At 45.6% G+C, this 18229-nt stretch carries 14 protein-coding genes, 2 tRNA genes and 3 pseudogenes; 16 read left to right on the top strand and 3 right to left on the bottom strand.

Features of this window, described 5'->3' with window-relative positions:
- The first annotated feature begins 275 nt into the window (after positions 1-275).
- From nadE (QMD66_04900) to QMD66_04885, 4 genes and pseudogenes are all read left to right on the top strand, one after another.
- Positions 276-704, top strand: a pseudogene (gene nadE / locus QMD66_04900) (NAD(+) synthase).
- Positions 705-1820: 1116 nt separating this feature from the next.
- Positions 1821-2111: pseudogene (nadE, locus tag QMD66_04895) on the top strand (NAD(+) synthase).
- A gap of 155 nt (positions 2112-2266) precedes the next feature.
- Positions 2267-4235, top strand: a pseudogene (gene cooS, locus QMD66_04890) (anaerobic carbon-monoxide dehydrogenase catalytic subunit).
- On the top strand, positions 4196-4828 hold the full coding sequence (locus tag QMD66_04885; protein ID MDI6822184.1) for a hypothetical protein: 633 nt from the start codon (positions 4196-4198) through the stop codon (positions 4826-4828). The pseudogene cooS and the gene QMD66_04885 overlap by 40 nt, the downstream one beginning before the upstream one ends.
- 230 nt (positions 4829-5058) lie before the next feature.
- Here the strand turns inward: QMD66_04885 and QMD66_04880 are convergent, their stop codons facing one another.
- The gene (locus tag QMD66_04880) at positions 5059-5787 is read right to left on the bottom strand and encodes a class I SAM-dependent methyltransferase (GenBank protein ID MDI6822183.1); all 729 of its coding nucleotides are present in this window, start codon (positions 5785-5787) and stop codon (positions 5059-5061) included.
- A 118-nt stretch (positions 5788-5905) separates the two neighbouring features.
- Here QMD66_04880 and QMD66_04875 point away from each other — a divergent pair, with 118 nt between their 5' ends.
- On the top strand, positions 5906-7540 hold the full coding sequence (locus QMD66_04875) for a tRNA uridine(34) 5-carboxymethylaminomethyl modification radical SAM/GNAT enzyme Elp3 (GenBank protein ID MDI6822182.1): 1635 nt from the start codon (positions 5906-5908) through the stop codon (positions 7538-7540).
- 167 nt (positions 7541-7707) lie between these two features.
- Positions 7708-7968, top strand: a complete 261-nt coding sequence (locus QMD66_04870) for a DUF5658 family protein (protein ID MDI6822181.1) — start codon at positions 7708-7710, stop codon at positions 7966-7968.
- A gap of 206 nt (positions 7969-8174) precedes the next feature.
- Here QMD66_04870 and QMD66_04865 read toward each other — a convergent pair whose 3' ends face one another.
- Positions 8175-8315: a hypothetical protein gene (locus tag QMD66_04865; GenBank protein ID MDI6822180.1), complete on the bottom strand. Its 141-nt coding sequence runs from the start codon at positions 8313-8315 to the stop codon at positions 8175-8177.
- A 111-nt stretch (positions 8316-8426) separates the two neighbouring features.
- On the opposite strand from QMD66_04865, the gene QMD66_04860 reads away from it, so the two are divergent.
- The 5 genes from QMD66_04860 (at position 8427) to QMD66_04840 (ending at position 11410) form a co-directional block, all read left to right on the top strand.
- On the top strand, positions 8427-9560 hold the full coding sequence (locus tag QMD66_04860; GenBank protein ID MDI6822179.1) for a zinc-dependent metalloprotease: 1134 nt from the start codon (positions 8427-8429) through the stop codon (positions 9558-9560).
- 66 nt (positions 9561-9626) lie between these two features.
- A tRNA-Ile gene (locus QMD66_04855) sits at positions 9627-9699 on the top strand.
- A gap of 175 nt (positions 9700-9874) precedes the next feature.
- Complete coding sequence (locus tag QMD66_04850) at positions 9875-10039, top strand: hypothetical protein (protein MDI6822178.1); 165 nt, start codon at positions 9875-9877, stop codon at positions 10037-10039.
- Positions 10040-10046: 7 nt separating this feature from the next.
- Positions 10047-10118 (top strand) — tRNA-Val (locus QMD66_04845).
- 248 nt (positions 10119-10366) lie between these two features.
- On the top strand, positions 10367-11410 hold the full coding sequence (locus QMD66_04840) for a glycosyltransferase family 4 protein (protein ID MDI6822177.1): 1044 nt from the start codon (positions 10367-10369) through the stop codon (positions 11408-11410).
- Between the two features lie 125 nt (positions 11411-11535).
- Here the strand turns inward: QMD66_04840 and QMD66_04835 are convergent, their stop codons facing one another.
- Complete coding sequence (locus tag QMD66_04835; protein ID MDI6822176.1) at positions 11536-12621, bottom strand: IS481 family transposase; 1086 nt, start codon at positions 12619-12621, stop codon at positions 11536-11538.
- A 311-nt stretch (positions 12622-12932) separates the two neighbouring features.
- Between QMD66_04835 and QMD66_04830 the strand changes: the two genes are divergently transcribed.
- The 5 genes from QMD66_04830 (at position 12933) to QMD66_04810 (ending at position 18218) form a co-directional block, all read left to right on the top strand.
- Positions 12933-13826 (top strand): hypothetical protein, encoded by an 894-nt coding sequence (locus tag QMD66_04830; GenBank protein MDI6822175.1) that lies wholly within the window; start codon positions 12933-12935, stop codon positions 13824-13826.
- A gap of 153 nt (positions 13827-13979) precedes the next feature.
- On the top strand, positions 13980-16448 hold the full coding sequence (gene priA, locus QMD66_04825; protein MDI6822174.1) for a primosomal protein N': 2469 nt from the start codon (positions 13980-13982) through the stop codon (positions 16446-16448).
- A gap of 111 nt (positions 16449-16559) precedes the next feature.
- Positions 16560-17054: a peptide deformylase gene (def, locus tag QMD66_04820; protein ID MDI6822173.1), complete on the top strand. Its 495-nt coding sequence runs from the start codon at positions 16560-16562 to the stop codon at positions 17052-17054.
- Between the two features lie 58 nt (positions 17055-17112).
- Positions 17113-18069: a methionyl-tRNA formyltransferase gene (gene fmt / locus QMD66_04815; protein MDI6822172.1), complete on the top strand. Its 957-nt coding sequence runs from the start codon at positions 17113-17115 to the stop codon at positions 18067-18069.
- Positions 18066-18218, top strand: coding sequence for a hypothetical protein (locus QMD66_04810; GenBank protein ID MDI6822171.1), 153 nt, complete (start codon positions 18066-18068; stop codon positions 18216-18218). Before fmt ends, QMD66_04810 begins: the two co-directional genes overlap by 4 nt.
- Positions 18219-18229: the final 11 nt, after the last annotated feature.

Here is an 18229-nt window from a genome sequence, read left to right as displayed (position 1 = left end):
AACAATGAAAACCGAAAGTGTCAGAAAGTGTCAACTTGACTTGTTAATAGTCCAGATAAATACAATTTTTTATTGGATACTCACTCTTTGCACATATTCCATTGCAAGTGCAGATTAGCATGCCAATGACAACAATTTACTATTAACCACAACCTCCACCGTGGAGCAATCCTCTACCACTTTTTCATTAACTCGTGGGCTAATGAATCCTTGAAAAGTATATGCCAATGCCTTAGCCTATGAATAAAAGCGATTTAAAAGCAGGTGATGTATGGATGAAAGCTTTAGTTGAAAAGTTGATTTCGTGGATACGGGAGCAAGTACACTTGGCTGGTTGTGAAGGAGTCGTAGTGGGATTGAGCGGAGGCCTTGATTCGTCGGTGACGGCCGTTCTTTGCAAGAAGGCTTTTCCCGACAACTCACTGGGTGTAATCATGCCTTGTCATAGTAATCCTAGAGATACAGAGGATGCCAGATTGATTGCCAAGAAGTTTGACATCGATTCCAGGACCGTGGTTTTGGATGAGGTCTTTGATCTGTTCTTATCTAAGCTTCCCAATACCGTCGATGATTCTAATTCGCCACGAAAGGAAATGACCGTTGCCAATCTGAAACCGCGTCTGAGAATGATCACCCTCTACTACTTCGCCAATTGTTTGAATTATCTTGTGGTGGGGACGGGAAATAAAAGCGAAATTTCCGTGGGTTACTTTTGTTATGATGAACACACCAGGGCGGTGACAACCGAGGGCCTGAAGACTTACAAAGATTTGAAGCCTGGTGACAGGGTGCTCAGTCTCGATCTGAATACAGGACATGTTATCGAGTGCCCTGTGGCGGGTGTATATGTCTTTGATTACGAGGGAGAGATGCTGGCCTATGGTGGAGGACGAGGTTCCAAGATAGACCTGATGGTTACACCAAATCATCGGATGTTAAGAGAGTGGTACGGTCGGCCGCGGTTTTGCCGGGCTGATGAATGGCCTCGGCGTCCAACGCTAACACCTACCCCTAGGCCTTGGAAGGGGACACAGCCACCATCGGTGTTCGAATTTGATCACGAGGGTATCGGGGCTAATGCACGGCGCTTCGCACCGATGCCAATGGATGAATTTCTTTATATCTTGGGTTTGTACATTGGCGATGGACATGCCCAGACTTCCACCGTAGTGCAGTCCGTGAAGGGCAGCGGGGATACTAATCGCGATCCCGAAACGGGCCGATTTGTAACTGTAGATACCCCTGCGATCCCGAGGGACTACACCGGCTATAGAACATGGTTTGCTCTGCCTGAGGGTAGCGAAGCCCGCTCTAAACTGATCGCTCTGCTTGAGAAAAATGGTATCGCATATGGAACGACCGATATGCAAGTCTGGGTATACGGCAGGCCATTCTACCGCGCAATGGAGGCCTGCGGGACATCAGCCCAAGCGAAGCACATTCCATCTTGGGTTATGAACTATCCAGCCGAATACCTGATGCGGCTAATGGAGGGCTTAATGGATAGCGATGGGGATGGACGCGGCTACTATTATACCGCTTCACAACGCCTGGCCGAGCAAGTTGTGGAGTTAGCATGTAAGATAGGGACAAACGTCACCCTTAGAACACGCCCCGCGAAAACGTGTGTCCGAACTGATGGTGTTGAGATAAAACCCTCAAAGAGCTATGAGCTCTCGATTTATGGCAACGGTCGGCGCTGGTTGCATGGTGCCAAGTTTAAGCGGGTATTTTACAAGGGGGTGGTGTGGTGCCCTGATGTACCGGGAACACACAACTTGCTAGTGGAAAGAAACGGGAGGTTTTTGTTTTGCGGCAACACCAAGTATGGTGATGGTGGGGTGGACATCCTACCCTTGGGCAACCTCCTAAAGACACAGGTGCGCCAACTAGCCAAGGAGTTAGGCATCCCCGATGAGATCATCGCCAAGCCCCCCAGCGCTGGGCTGTGGAGGGAGCAGACCGATGAGGAGGAATTGGGTGTCACCTACGAAGAGTTGGATCAATATCTCCTCACAGGGAAGGCTTCCAGGGAGATAAAGGATAAGATGGATCGCCTAATCGAAGCCAGCATCCATAAGAGGCAGATGCCACCCGTTCCCTCCTTTTGAGGGCAGAACCTTCAGAATGCACCACTCATATTTTTGGATCAAATCTTAAATTTGCTCGCCAGCGAATCAGCCAGTCTCTGTTTGCCTATAACCTGTGGATTTGGATTGACGATTGAAAATGCCTAAAACAGGAATCTTTGGGAGGAGAATGATGCATGATAAATAAGAGCACCGAGAGCATAGATCCAGCAGCATTGCAGATGATCGAGAGGGCAAAGGGCGAAGGTCTTTCAACTTGTTTCAGTCGAGTGGATGAAATTGAGCCATGCCCCATCGGCATTGGTGGAGGTTGTTGCAAGGTATGTTTCATGGGTCCGTGCCGTTTAGCCATTAGGCAGGAGGGGGGAAAGAACGGGCGTTTGTGGGGCAACCCTGGACACCATAGCAGCAAGGAATTTAGCCAGAGCTATAGCTGGAGGTTGCGCTGCTCACGCCGATCATGGTCGTGATCTTGCTTTTGCTCTACTTGCAATTGCTGAGGGCAAAGCTCCTGGTTTAAGAATAAAGGATTTCAAGAAACTACGCACCGTAGCCAAGCATATGGACGTAGAGGTTAACGATGCTTCCCAGCGGGAGATTGCCCTGCGGGTGGCAAATACCGCTCTTGCGAATTTCGGCCAACAACGGGGTGAACTTGCCTATATCTCCCGAGCTCCTCAAAGGCGTCAGGAACTTTGGCGCAAGTTGGGCATCGTCCCCAGGGGATCGACCGCGAAGCGATAGAGCTAATGCATCGAACCAATATGGGAACCGATCAAGACCCAGAGCATATTCTACTGCAGGCGTTGAGGGCTTCATTGGCGGATGGTTGGGGAGGATCGATGCTGGCCACGGACCTTTCGGATATATTATTTGGCACTCCCAATCCACTAAATGCCAAGGTCAATTTGGGAGTATTGAAAGAAGACGAGGTAAACATAGTGGTGCATGGACATGAACCCATCCTTTCAGAAATGATTGTGAGAGCTGTCAAAGATAAAGATTTACTTAAGTTTACCAAGTCAAAAGGGGCTAGAGGAATAAACCTCGTGGGCATTTGCTGCACCTCGAATGAGATTTTAATGCGCCATGGGATACCCCCGGCTGGTGACTTTCTCCACCAAGAGTTAGCCATCATTACCGGGGCCGTCGATGTCATGGTTGTGGATGTGCAATGCGTGTTGCAAGCATTAGCTAGGTTGGCAAAGCATTTCCACACCAAGCTCATCACCACCTTCCAAAGGCAAAAATCCCCGGCGCCATTCACATCGAGTTTGACGAGCAAAGGGGTCTCGATATCGCCAGGGAAATTGTGAGGATGGCCATCGATAATTTTCCCAGGCGAAAAGAGGTGCAAATCCCTCAAGTCAGCGGTGACCTAGTGGCGGGTTTCTCTCATGAATACGTGAGATATATGTTGGGAGGTACTTATCGAGCATCCCTTCGACCGCTAAATGAAGCCATAATCGCCGAGCGAATCAAGGGCCTCGTGGCTGTAGTTGGATGCAATAATCCACGTGTTACCCAAGACATGGTCATAACTACGTTGTAAGGGAACTTATTCGCCACAATGTCATAGTTGTTCAGACGGGATGCGGAGCCCTTGCCAATGCCAAATATGGCTTACTTGCCCCTGATGCCATGGAGTCCGCTGGTCCGTTTTTGAAACAGATCTGCAAGGTTGTTGGAATACCTCCAGTACTTCATCTCGGTTCTTGCATCGATAATTCACGAATCCTTACCATATTCGCGGATATGGTAGCTGAGGGAGGACTGGGAGAGGACATCAGTGACTTACCCGTGGTGGCGGTCGTTCCCGCGTGGGTTTGTGAAAAGGCCTTGGCCATCGGGTCATATTTTGCCGCCTCGGGTTGCCATGTAATTTTCGGAGTTGGTTCACCGGTGAGTGCCAGCGAGAAGGTAACGAACATCATCACCCGTAATTGGGAGGAAAAGCTCGGTGGTAAGCTTGAATTCGAACCTAGGTATTCTAAAATCGTTGAGAAAGTCTTGGCTCGTATAGAAAGGAAGCGAAAATCCCTGGGGATCAGTCCGGGAACGGAAAGGGGACTCCCCGAAACTGAGAAAAGGAGAGTTTTAATAGAATGGCAAAAGAGGTTAAAGAGTTTATTTCGGCCGCAATAAAAGGTGCCCATGCAACCGTAGAGGAGGCAACGGAGAAGCTTGAGAAGGCGATTGATATCAAAGGATCGAACCATCTTGTTGCATTTCCAAACACTGATTATTATCTACCTTTAATTTATGGATTAACTGGGACAAAAGTTGAGAAGCTTTCCCATGTGGAACAAGTTCTCAGGCAGGTCAGGAAGCTTTCTTCGAAGGTTCCGAGGAAAAAACTCTGGTTGCCATACCTGGGCGATGCTCTGGATGCCGGCATGGCTGCTCTCTTCGCAGGAGAGATTATTGAAGCTATTAAATATGTTATCGGTCCCGAGCCAGAAGATAATATATGGTTAGGGGCTCCCGATGATGCTATTGTGCGCAAGCATAGTAGGAAATTTGTCGATGGATCGGCCTCCGGTTTTGTCGTCGCGATAGGAGCGGCTCCTGAAGCTGAGATGGCGGCAAAACTCGTTCGTGAGAATCTATGGTCATGCCCACTCCTTTGGTTTTGCCACTCGTGTTGCCATGATCTTTGGCGGGATAAATCCGGGAGACTATGGGAAGATACTACATTATATCAGGGATCGAATTTTTGGGTTTGTGCTCTTGCTTAAAGGTTTCGATGATGAGGCATGTGCCTTTTCTGCGGGTGCGACCAACTTTGGTTTTTCAACCATCGCCCAGGAATATGTTCCTCAACTCCTACCAATTCATCATTACAGATCCTTCATTCCCCGCTAAGGGTTAGGTTTTTTGCTGGTGTCTGACACTATCCAAATCTGTTACCTGGCATAATAAAAGACTAACCTGTATTTTTATAAGTTATTCCACAAAGGTATTCAAACTATTCACTAAATTCACTACCGACTCTTTTGAGCGCTACGAGGTAAATGTTTGATTTTTTTCCATCCCTTAAGGTGAAACTGACCTCTTTGATTGAAAATCCAGCCTGTTCCGCTAACTTCTGGAGCTCTCCCCTGGTGAAGGCATGACAATAGCGCTGGACTACCGAACCATCCCTTTTCTTCCAGGGAATGAAGACATCCTTGAAGTCCAACCCCGTTCGACCGAGAATTTTGAGCCAAGGTGTACTCAGAATATGCTTTATGTACCTCTTTTGCCACAGATTCCACACCGTAGCCACGAAGATGCCATCTCTCTTCAGAACGCGACGGACCCCATTCAATATCTTTAGCCGAAAAGAGGCGGAGGGAATATGGTGGAGAAGGGCAATGGCATACACGGCGTCGAAGGAATGTTCATCAAAGGGTATATCCAAAGCGTCGCTGAGGACAAAGCTGACATTCGGACCTGTATATCTTGATCTGGCTATATTTAGGAGTTCTTCTGAGATATCCAGTCCCACATATTTGATATTCATGTCCTTGAATAATTCGAGAAGGCGACCATTCCCGCAGCCAAGATCGAGAACTCGATCTCCATCTTTGACCCATTCCTTGAGGAAGAGGATATCTTTCCAGGGAAAAAGGCGGGTCTCCGAATACTCGCGAGCTAAACGGTCGTAATCTTCTTTGACTTTTTTTAAGATGTGCAGTGCAAAATCCCTCTCCATCAGCTACCTCATTCAAGCCGTAAGCCTTGAGGATTAAGAATTAACCCCCTTAACCCTTATATAGCACATTCTTGCTCTATACACTAGTTGTCGAGTATAGTAAATACGAGGTGTTCTCATGAGCGATAAGAACAAGTTTTCCCTTGAGGAAACCATAATAAAGCGAGCCATTGAGGAGAAGGTATTTACCTTCGATGCATTTCAAAAGACCGAAAGGGCTGTGCTTAGGGCATTTAAACAACCCTTTCCAAAGGGTGCTGATCTGCTCAGAACTTACCGAAGGATGGTTGCACAGGGAAAAATCGGGAGGAATGAATCCCTTGAAAGGGTTCTCCGCTTGAACAGGATCAGGACTCTATCCGGGGTCGCCGTGGTGGCCATCCTCACAAAACCCTTCGAGTGCCCAGGTCTGTGCATTTATTGTCCATCCGAGAAGGATATCCCCAAAAGTTATCTTGCCGATGAACCCGCAGTGATGAGGGCGGTCTTGAACGATTTTGATCCTAGAAGGCAGGTTGAGATGCGGTTAAGGGCACTTGAATTGACCGGACATCCCACGGATAAAATCGAACTCATCGTCATGGGAGGGACATTCTCTACGCTTGATCGCGATTATCAAGTCGATTTCATCAGGGGCAGCTTTGATGCACTGAACGAGTGCGACACGGAGGATCTCGATGAGGCTTTTGGGGTCAATGAAAGAGCACCTCATCGATGTGTGGGTTTAACGTTGGAGACCCGTCCGGATTGCATAGATGGTGAAGAGATCCTTTGGGTGAGAAGATTGGGAGCGACGAGAGTCGAACTCGGAGTGCAGAGCATCTATGATGATGTTTTGAAGCTGATCCAGAGAGGTCATCTCACGCAAGAAACCATAAGCGCAACTCGTCTTCTAAAAGATGCCGGATTCAAAGTGGGTTACCATATCATGCCCAATCTCCCTGGTTCTGAACTCAGTCGCGATGGTCAAATGTTCAAAATACTTTTTGAGAATCCGGATTTCCGACCGGATCAGTTGAAGATATATCCCTGTGTTGTGGTCAAGGAAGCCGAGCTTTATAACTGGTGGCGAGAGGGAAGATACGAGCCTTATGGTGAGGAAGAAGTGGTCTTCCTCTTGGCTGAGGTGAAGAAATCCTTGCCTTATTATGTCCGGATCTCCCGTCTTTTCAGGGATATTCCCTCACCAAGAATTGAGGCTGGGGTAAAGAAAGTGAATTTGCGTCAGCTTGTGGCGAAGGAAATGCGAAAGAGAGGTTGGCGATGTCGATGCATTCGGTGCAGAGAGATAAGGGGTGAGGTTGACTTCAGGGAGCTTGGGAATGCCATTCTCTTTCGCCATGATTATCAGGCCTCGGGGGGTCGGGAAATTTTCTTAAGTTTTGAAGATCCTCAGCGTGAGCACATTCTTTCCTTCTTGCGTCTACGAATTCCCTCCCATCACTTCAGCGGCGAGAAGCACTTCATTCCCGAACTTGAGGGAGCGGCTATCATTAGGGAAGTGCACACCTATGGTGAGCTTGTCCCCTTGGGGGAAATAAGAGAAGCCGCACAGCACCGAGGCCTGGGCATGAAGCTGATAAAAGAGGCCGAAGATATCGCCCTAATGGAATTTGGAATAAGAAAAATGGCGGTGATCTCCGGCGTCGGAGTCCGGGAATATTATCGACGGCTTGGTTATGACCTCCATGGAACTTACATGATCAAACTCCAAGGGTCAGACCTCCACACCACCATTAATCAGGCGCAATAAATCATTAATTACATTTTTTGACGACTAATATCGATTTTAGAAGACCCAATGGTTGCTAATTCTCTAAAATTTGAAATAAGGTTTTAATACCGCAGGTAAATAGCTATGGAGAGGTCTGACCCTAAAATAAAGAGGAAAAATATACTCTGTGGAAGAAATAATTTAATATGCTCTTTTTACTCATCTATTTCAATTTTTTAGATGGATTATTGACGATTTTAGAATCACATTTTGGTCTCGCCGTGGAGGCCAATCCATTGCATGGATTATCCACCCACTTATTTTGGGGTTATAAATTTCTCATGGTCCCTATACTCATATATTTACTTTGGAGACTTTCACCGCGGGCAACCCTAATCCCCCTAACCATCTTTCTCCTTGTGGTCTTATATCATCTCGTGGGTCTATTTTCGGTTGTAGTGGTCTAACGCCAGCTGGCCATTAATGTCCAAAAAGCATAAGGAGTTGATCTAAACTCCTACAATCGATTTATTCCTCCATTTATATCAAATCTTCCAAAATTCTTAAGAATATTAGAATATAATGAATGGGGTTACACCTGCACGAGGGCTTGCAGAAGACTTTATCGGGGTATCTCCCATGAGCAAAGCGTTTATATTCCACTGGTTGCGGGTCAGCCATGCGAGCCTCTTCCATAGGATTGCTCTACCCTGATAATTTCGACAAGTTGAAGAAAGCTGCCATAGAGCAGAGCATCCCTACCCACAAGGATCCGAGGGACATTGGCCGGCTCTGCAGCGGTTGCCTTCTCCATAGCTTAGTGTCTTCACCAGATGAGATTTAACCCTACCCACCTTTTTATCCGAGGTCTCTCAATTTATTTCGGATCAGCATTTTTCATGATATCATCGCCTTGGTGGAAAATATGCAATGGGAAATCGCCCTTGAGAAGATGTACAGGTTTCTGGAGAAGCTGGGAATCCAACTATTCTCTCCCTCAGAATCTCTCATAAATTGGGAGGTTGCCACGGGTATTGCCTTCGACCTCTCGGATACGGGAACTAAAGCTCCTTTCGATCGTGAAAGCTTAATGGATGCTTATTGTAACATGTTGGAAATGGTTCGACCCAAGATTGCAGATTATGTGGGAAACCCATGGACATCCACCGATCTGGTTTGCGTATTTGATAGGACCGAGTGGATTGTTATGAACATGGGGAATATTAAATCTCTCCTTAAGCCATTGGCGAAGAGTTACTGGGAAGCTTTACAGACCTACCTATCCTCAGTTTATCCCGGTGGGAAGGTATTAAGAAAGGTGGGTCAGATATCCATCACCACTGAGATCGGATTGATGATGGGACATTTGTCCACCAAGGTTTTAGCTCAGTATGATTTTGGTCTTCCCACAGCGGAAGGCGTTTTTCCCGAGCGATTCCTTTATTTCGTGGAGCCCAATATCGTGAATTTAGAGCGAGAGTTGAATCTCGACCCCTTTAACCTTAGACTCTGGATTGTCCTTCATGAATCCACGCATAGCTTTCAGTTCCATGTCCACCCCTGGCTTCGAGATTACCTGAACTCGCTTTTGAAAGAGTACCTCGCACTGGCAAATAAAGCTGTTTCACAACTTGAGCTTGAGATATTGCGGGGCTCAAGACCACTTTCCTGGTCACAATTTTGGTGGAAGCATCTTTTAGGCCCAGAGCACCGAGAGCTCGCTGGCAGGATCCAGGCTCTAATGTGTCTCATCGAGGGATATAGTGAGCATGTAATGGTAGAAGTTGGGAGGCAATTGCCGGATTACGATAAACTCTTGGCGGTGTTTAGGGAAAGAAGAAAAAGAAAGAGCTTATTTCAATTGATCCTCGAGAAGTTAATTGGACTTGATATTAAGCTAAAACAATATATCCTGGGTGAGAGGTTTGTTTCTTATGTCGTCAAAAGCGAGGGGGTCGAGTTCCTCAATCGGATCTGGGATGACAGGGATAATCTGCCCACCTGGAGAGAGATTTACTATCCCGATGAGTGGATTTCTAGGATCAAGAGTTCTTCTTAAAGACCCTGTACCTTGAAAAATGTCCATGTTGGGATATAATCATAATTGCAAATTAAGTTTATATCAGGGCCCATAGCTCAGTTGGCAGAGCAGCGGACTCATAATCCGCGGGTCGTAGGTTCGAATCCTACTGGGCCCACTAACATCGGTCGCTTATGGTTTCCAGGGGGGTGAGCAAAGCGAGCGTCCTCAGGGGGACGGAGTCCCCATAGGAAGGCGCGTAAGCGCCTAAGAATCCTACTGGGCCACTAACATCGGTCGATTGTCGATGTGCCACTAAACACTAAATTAATTTTGGGAGGAGAGAGCATTCGATGAAAATATTTATATTCTTTGGATTCGTGCTACTTATGGGGTTAATCCTCGCTGGCGCCTATGGCTTTTATATGGAGAAGATAAAGGGAGTAGGGCATGGACATATGGGACACGAAGAGGCAGAGCACGGACACATGGAAGGTCACGAATCTGGACATTATTAATTTGAGAGGGCGATTGGCTCAGGGGGAGAGCGCTGCCTTCACACGGCAGAGGTCGCAGGTTCAAATCCTGCATCGCCCACATTCTCTTTTTGGCTTTATAAAGCCATTTTCTTTTGGCCCAGGTCAAGACTTCTAAATCTTTCCCAAAAGTTCAAGTATTTTTTTTGCAGTCTTTGTTTTCGATCCGAAGTAACCCATGTTGTGTTCAATGACATGAGGTTTTTAAAAAAGTAGCAGGATTTGTTGGAGCAGGAGCGAAAAAGCTCATTTGAGAGGAAACACAGGGGATATATCGTAGCAGCAATAGACGGAAGAAGGTTAGTAGCAATGAGAATAGCACAGGTTGCACCCATTTGGGGAAGATGTCCTCCGGAGAAATATGGTGGAATTGAGTTAATAGTTTCCCTTCTCACCGAGGAATTGGTGAGAAGAGGTCATGATGTAACGATATTTGCTACTGGAAATTCCATCACAAAGGCAAACTTAAGGAGCATCTACGATAAACCCCCGAGAGAACTCGTGGGTAGTCCAATCCCTGGTCTTCTCCATGCGCAATATGCTTTTCAGACTTGTAAATTTGAGACTCCAAGGTTTGACGTCATCCACAGTCACATCGGTATCCTGGGAATAGTTTTAAGCTCCTTTCTTCCCACCCCCACCCTACACACATTGCATGGTATTTTCCCCGAGTCTGCCAAAAAACTATTCTTGCTTAATAAAGATAAGTTCTATAACTCCGTCAGCGATAGCCAACGAGTAGGTTGTCCAGAATTAAATTATGTTTGTACAGTCTATAATGCCATCGATGTAGAAAAATTTGAGTTCAATCCCAAAAAGAAGGATTACTTCATCTTTATTTCGAGGTTTAGTCCCGAAAAGGGGGTGCACTTGGCCATTGAGATCGCCAAGCGAGTGGGAATTAAGCTCATTATCTCCGGGAAAGTAGACCCCTGTGATAGGGAATATTACCAGACCAAGATCAAACCATTTGTTGATGGTGAACAAATTATCGAGGTCCCAGAGCTTGAGTTTCAAGAAAAGGTCAAACTTTATGGTGAAGCAAAGGCTTTTATTTTTCCACTTCAATGGTCTGAGCCTTTTGGACTGGTGATGATCGAAGCCATGGCCACGGGCACACCCGTTATAGCGTTTAAAAGAGGTTCGGTACCGGAGATTGTAAAAAATGAGGCAACTGGGTGGGTAGTTGATACCGTGGATGAGATGATCTCGATCGTTAAGACGGTGGATTCACTTTCAGATGGTCGCAGAGCAGCCATAGCAATGGCTTGCAGAAAGCATGTTGAGAGCAATTTTTCCGTGGAGAGGATGATCGACGATTACGAGAGAGCTTATGAGGTAATCACCAGGTAATTTTCCTCCTGTGTCCCAGCACGCCCATGCAAATAAATTTTGAAATCGGATATGCGGAACAGTTCCATAAGTATCTCCGTCGGACATAGGACTTAATTTTGAATTTTACATGGACTATTAACAAGTCAAGTTGACACTTTCTGACACTTCTGACACTTTCGGTTTTCATTGTTCTTTGAAAACTTAATCTTTGGACTTTCAAGAGCCGGGCATCTTTTACCATTTAGGAACTTCTCAGCTGGTGTCTTCCCATTGAGCTTCCATCCCTGATGAGTGCGTTTGAAGTTGTAATGGTGTAAGAACTCATCGAGATCCTTTTGTAATTCTTCTAGGCTTGTGTAGATCTTCTTGCGAAATGCTAGTTGATAGAAGTCATTGAGCAAGGTTTTGTGGAAACTCTCGGCGTATCCATTTGTCCAGGGATGCTTAAGCTTAGTGTAGCTGTGTCTTATGCCATATTTCCTCAAGGCCTTCTCGAAGATGTGTATCTTTTTACCTCTCTTGCTAAGTGCCGTGTATTCTTTTCCGTTGTCGGTGAGCACTCTTAAGAGGGGAATGGAGAATGCTTCATAGATGGGAAGAACGGAACTCTCAAGGAAGTCACAAGAGGTCTTGGCTTTCTTAGAGAGATAGAGCTTGGCAAAGCCAAAGGAAGAATCGCAGTCCACAGCAACCTGATGATAGATTTTCCCGATGCCTTTAATTCTTCCCACTAGCTTCACATCCATGGAGAGAAGTTCTCCGGGATAGTGCGTCTCAACATGGTTTTCTTTTCTCCTCTCAAGTTCCCTTTGTAGGAGTTCAGTGAATATCCCATTTCCATGCTCCTCAGCATAGAGAAGTCTTTCAAATCTTCTGTTCAAGCCGTTTCTCTTCAGAACGTTGTAGGTTCCACCACCGCTGTAGCTGATGCGACCAAAAGTTTTTCTCTTGAGTTCATTGGCTATTCTCTCCGGACCATGGGTAGGATATTCTCTGACGTAATCCAAGATCTCCTTCTCTACCTCTTTCTTGATCTGGTTGGGCATCTTGGGTTTTGGTCTCTTCTTAGGAGCAAGACCTAGTCTTCCATACTTTTTGAAGTCCTTGAGAAGCTCATAGTACCTGGTCCTTGAGATTCCAAAGATTTGGCAGGCAGCTTTGACATTATGCCTCTTGGCATATTTGAAAAGCTGCACACGATGATGGATAATTAAATCATCGTGGGACATGATTGACCTCCTTTCGGTTTTAGGTTTGAATAATCTAATTTTAACCGAAAGCGTCAACATGTCCTGCGTTTGTCAAAGGGCAAAGTGTTAACCTAACTCGTTAATAATACATTTAAACATTTTGAATTTTGGATTGTCATTTTACAGTTTTCATTTTAAATTTTGAATTTGAGATGAGCTTAATTGAGATTTATGTCTAGCCTACAAGCATTAAATGTAATATAGCTTACTCTCGATATAATTACTGTGAACCATGTAAGGAAGTAACCATGTCCGCGATTAATACAGTTAGGGGTTAGAGGGAGCAGAATATGAGCGAAAAATTTGCGATTTTACAAAGATGGTTTTCTGCACTTTTAATATCCCTCCTCTTATGCGGATCTTTATCGGGTTGCAGATACCAGGTTGGGGAGGCAAGTAAATGGATAGGAGAAGCGAAGGAACACAGGCGAAGGGTGGAAAAGATTCACCGGAAGATAGGATCTTTGATGAAATTTGAGAATTTGAACGAGGAGAATGTGGATGAGCTTCGGAGCAATCTCAGGAAATGCACGGACTTAATCGTCGAAGCCAAGATGAGCCTGAGAATGGCTGTTGAAAATCTGAAAAAGACCAAAAAGTTAAGGCTGCCTAAAAATCAAAGGCGCCAGGTTAGTTTACTCTTGGAATCTTACCAGTCTCGACTCGAATATTTCCAAACTATGGAAAAATTATACACCGCGTTCGATGAGATATTATCCGTTCTTCCCTCTATATCCACGGGTTTAGCAAAACTCGAAGAGGCTTCAGGTAGTTTTGATACTGTCACCAAACATTCAAATGCCAAAAATTGGAAGGAAGCTTTAACTTGTGCTCAGAGAAGTCAACAACTATTTGATGACGCTCTTCAGCAATTTTCCATTGCAAATGAAAAAATGGAAGGAATCAATCTCGATACCCTCCTGCAGCAAATAAATAGGCTGAAAGAAGCAGCGAGATTGATGGGGGAATTAGCCCAGGCCAATGAGGCCGGAGATGAAGCAAGGATTAGGGATATGGCTTTAAAGCTTGAAATCCTTTCAAAGGAATTGACGGAGTTTAAGCGATTGGATGTTGAGGATGTTGGCTTATGGATAAACCATCAAGTTGAGCCCTTCCTCAAGGAAATGGAGAGACATGCCAGGAAAGCTGATTACTTGGAAGAGGAGGCGAAAAATGTGGATTAGAGTTTTAATAGTTAAGGGTCCTAAGATGGGGGAGGGGCGCACCCATCTTGGGACCCTTATTTTTATCGGTTTTAATTGAGAAAAACTTAAGGGCTCGAGAGAAAAGAAATTGACCTTTGCTACCTTTCCCCTATAATGAAGAAGTGAGAACATATGTTCGAAAAATTTACTTTGAAGGATAAAAAATACGCCGAAATAATCGTAGATATTCCCCCTCATGAAGTGGATCATCCCTTCGAGTATTTAATTCCAGCCGAGCTATCCTCCAGAATTTGCATTGGATCAATGGTGTTAGTTCCCTTCGGTCCGAGTCTTAAAATTGGTTACGTAGTGGGTTTCAAATCCAAATCCACCGTTTCCCATCTCAGTTCCATAATAGATATCTTGGACGAGACCCCAGTTTTCAGTGAAGAGATGATCAAACTTTGCCAATGGATCGCTGACCATTATCTCTGCACGCTAGGAGAAGCTCTTAAGCTCGCCTTCCCACCTGGGAGGGGGCGTAAACTCTCTCAAGAGATAATCCTCAATGGTAAACTCGTAGACCTGCTAAAGCAAATCTCACCCACAGCTCCTAGACAGCGGGAAATTCTTCGTAAGATGGCAGTCCTTGGAGGAAAAATTTCACTTCGGGCGTTAAAGAAATCATGTGGCGGGAAAATCTCCTCGGCTTTAAAAGAGCTAGAGGGGAAAAAGTTTATTCTCAAGAAATATTGGATATCGCAACCCAGGGTTGATGTCAAAAAAGAACGGTATATTCGGCTCAATTTATCCAGTCAGGAAGCTGAAACGGTAGCTAGATCTTTAACTACTAAAGCACCCAAGCAGCAAAGAATATTGGAGGTCCTTTCGGAAGAACCCAAAATGCCCGTCCACGAGTTGCTATCCTTGGTGGATGCTTCTTATACCTCCCTAAAATCGCTCGTGGGTAAGGGAATTGTGAAGATTTTCGATCATCCAACATTTCGAGATGCAGATTTTTATTATCCCGAAAATTTTCAAACTCCTTCCACTTTGACCTGCGAGCAAGCCGAGGCTCTTCAAAGGATCACGGAATCAATCGATGGAGAAGCACCCTCCGTTTTTCTCTTACAAGGTGTCACCGGAAGTGGAAAGACGGAAATCTATCTTCAAGCCATCTCCCACATCCTCAAGAAAGGAAAGACCGCCATCGTCTTGGTCCCAGAGATTGCTCTCACCCCACAAATGGTGCATCGTTTCCGCTCAAGGTTTGGTGAGATCGTGGCCATTCTCCACAGTGGATTGGGTTTGGGTGAGAGATTTGACCAGTGGAGAAGGGTCAGGGAAGGACGTTATAAGGTGGTAGTGGGTGCTCGCTCAGCATTGTTTGCCCCCGTAAGCAATTTGGGATTGATTGTTGTGGATGAAGAGCATGAGAGCACCTATAAGCAAAATCGAAATCCTAGATATCATGCCCGAGATGTAGCATTAAAACGAGCTCAGTTGAACAACGCTTGTGTGATTTTGGGAAGCGCTACTCCATCAGTGGAGAGCAAGTTCAAAGCGGAAAGGGGAGAGTATGAACTAATTTATTTGACCAGACGCATTGAGAACAGACCATTGCCAGGTATACAGCTGGTGGATATGAGGAGGGAAATCAATAAAGGCATATTCAGTTCAACTCTACGCGAACGGATGAAGGAATGTATCAATTCCAGAGGGAAAATGATATTATTCTTGAATAGACGAGGTTACTGCGGTTTTCTGCTGTGCAGGGATTGCGGTTTGGTGATAAAATGTAAAAGATGTGCCGTTTCGCTGACTTATCATCAGGATAAGAGGGTTTTAAAGTGCCACCACTGTGGTTATGTAAGACCCGCTCCTTGTGTCTGTTCTAAATGTAAGGGTCATCGGATTCGCTATTTCGGCGTTGGAACTCAGAGGGTTGAAAGCGAACTCAAAAATTTATTTCCAGATTTGCCCATAATCAGGATGGATGCTGATACTACGGTTCGAAGAGGTGCCCATCGGCGCAGGTTGATTGAGTTTAAGGAAGAGAGGGTGGGAGTGCTCCTGGGTACTCAGATGATCGCCAAGGGACTCGATTTTCCTGAGGTCACCTTGGTAGGAATCATAAATGCGGATACCGCTCTTAATCTCCCAGATTTCAGGGCAGCGGAGCGAACTTTTCAACTATTAATGCAGGTTGGTGGAAGAGCTGGTAGAGGACAACGACCCGGAACCGTGGTCGTTCAAACATATTGTCCCGAAAATTATGCCATTAAGGCGATGCTCCGAGGAAATTACGATTCCTTTTACCTGAAAGAGATAAGTTTGAGGAAGGAGTTAAAATATCCTCCCTTCTGCGAATTGATTAACATTCTGATATCGGCAAGGGATGAAAGGAGGGCAAGGGAAGTAGCATTAAGCATTGGAAGGTTTCTCCAAAGCAAACTCGACGGTCTTTTTGATCTCCTCGGTCCAGCACCCGCCCCTCTTCAGAAGCTGGGAAATAAATATAGATGGCACATTGTCCTTAAGATATCAAATCCTCGTGCCGTTAAGACTTTTCTTAAGGAAAATCACAAACGATTATTACCGGAGAAATATTCCAAAGATGTGACCCTATTCATAGATGTGGATCCCGTGTGGCTACTCTAAATTTAGTCGGTAGTGAGGAGTTGGGAGTAAAAAGATAATTTCACTTTTGGCTACAGCCTAAACGGGTGATTGCGTGGTCGATTAAGAGATCGGACTTTGAGGTGAGCATAGGTGGCGGTTCTGGAAATTAGGAAGTTTGGTGATCCCGTGCTACGGGAAAAGGCATTTCCCATAGAAAAAATCGATCAAGAGGTCAAAAAGCTGGCGAAGAATCTCATCGATACATTGCACAATGCTCCTGGAATGGGACTGGCTGCTCCTCAAATAGGGATTTTAAAGCGGGTTATAGTCTCTGACTTAGGTGATGGGCCATCCGTTTACATCAATCCTCAAATTATTTGGCGAAGTAAGGAAACTGAGGTGCAGGAGGAAGGCTGCCTAAGTCTTCCGGGTGTCAGAATTCTCATAAGCCGCCCCCAAAAGATTAAGGTTAAAGCCCTTAGTCCTCAAGGAAAGGGACTGGAGTTATCCATGGAAGGGTTGCAGGCCAGGATTATTCAGCACGAGGTCGATCATCTTGATGGGATACTCATCCTTGACCGGGCAAGTAAAAGCGAGCGTCAAAAGGCTCTGCAACAGATAAGCCAATATATTCGTATTCAGTAATTTAACTTGCTCGACTTAATTCTTGCTTAATTAATGAAATTTGGGGTGATAGATGATTATGAGAGTATTATTCATGGGAACTCCGCACTTCGCAATCCCTAGTCTCGAAGTTCTCCTCAAGGCTGGTTATGGAATAGTTACCGTTGTTACTCAGCCGGATCGTCCCAAGGGAAGGAGCTTGAAACCCACCCCACCTCCTCTGAAAGAATTTGCCCTCCGACATGGAATCCCCGTTTTTCAACCTGAGACCTTGAGAAGTGATGAAGTGCGAAGGGAAATTAGCTTGTTAAAGCCCGATATCATCGTGGTAGTGGCTTATGGGAAGATCATACCCAATTGGTTGATCGAGTTGCCCAGGTATGGTTGTGTCAATGTTCATGCCTCTCTTCTCCCTAGGTATAGGGGGGCTGCTCCCATCCAAAGGGCGATCCTTGATGGTTGCACGATGACGGGTATCACCACGATGCTCATGGATCAAGGTTTGGATACTGGGGACATCCTTTTGCAATCTGCCATTCCAATTTCCCCCGACGATACCTCGGGAAACTTGGAGGATAAACTTTCCAAGCTAGGAGCGGAGTTACTCTTATCGACCATTGAAGGGTTATCGAAGGGAGCCATTACCCCCATTAAGCAAGATCACAAGAATGCAACCTATGCTCCCAAAATAGAAAAAGATGAAATGATAATAGACTGGGCTCTTCCCGCAGATGGAATAAGGAATCTCATTAGAGCTTTGAATCCTTCCCTAGGTGCTTTCACCTTTTATAAAGGTAAGAGGCTTAAAATTTGGTGGGCAGAAGTGATGCCAGATGCCAAATTTCAGATATCGATCCGTGAACCGGGAATGATCATCGATGTCGATGCCAACAAAGGTTTTATAGTTGCTTGTGGACGGGGCCAACTTCTCATGGTCGAAGTTCAACCCGAAGGCAGGAGAAGGATGATCGCTGCTGAATTCTGCAGGGGATATAGAGTAGAAGCTGGAGAGAAACTCGAGAGGCGAATTGCATGAAAACTGCGAGGGAAGTGGCTTTGGAGGCAATATGCAGGGTTCATGAGACTGGGAGTTATGCCAATCTCGTTCTCTCCAGACTTTTGGCGGAAAGTGATCTATCAAAGCGCGACAGAGCTCTAGTTGCTGAACTCGTGCGGAACCCTTAGAAATGAAGGCA

Source organism: Actinomycetota bacterium (assembly GCA_030018275.1).
In the GTDB taxonomy this organism is placed as follows: Bacteria; Actinomycetota; Aquicultoria; order Subteraquimicrobiales; family Subteraquimicrobiaceae; genus Subteraquimicrobium.
The sequence above is the reverse complement of the archived record's forward strand: the minus strand, read 5'-3'. Positions and strand labels throughout refer to the sequence as shown.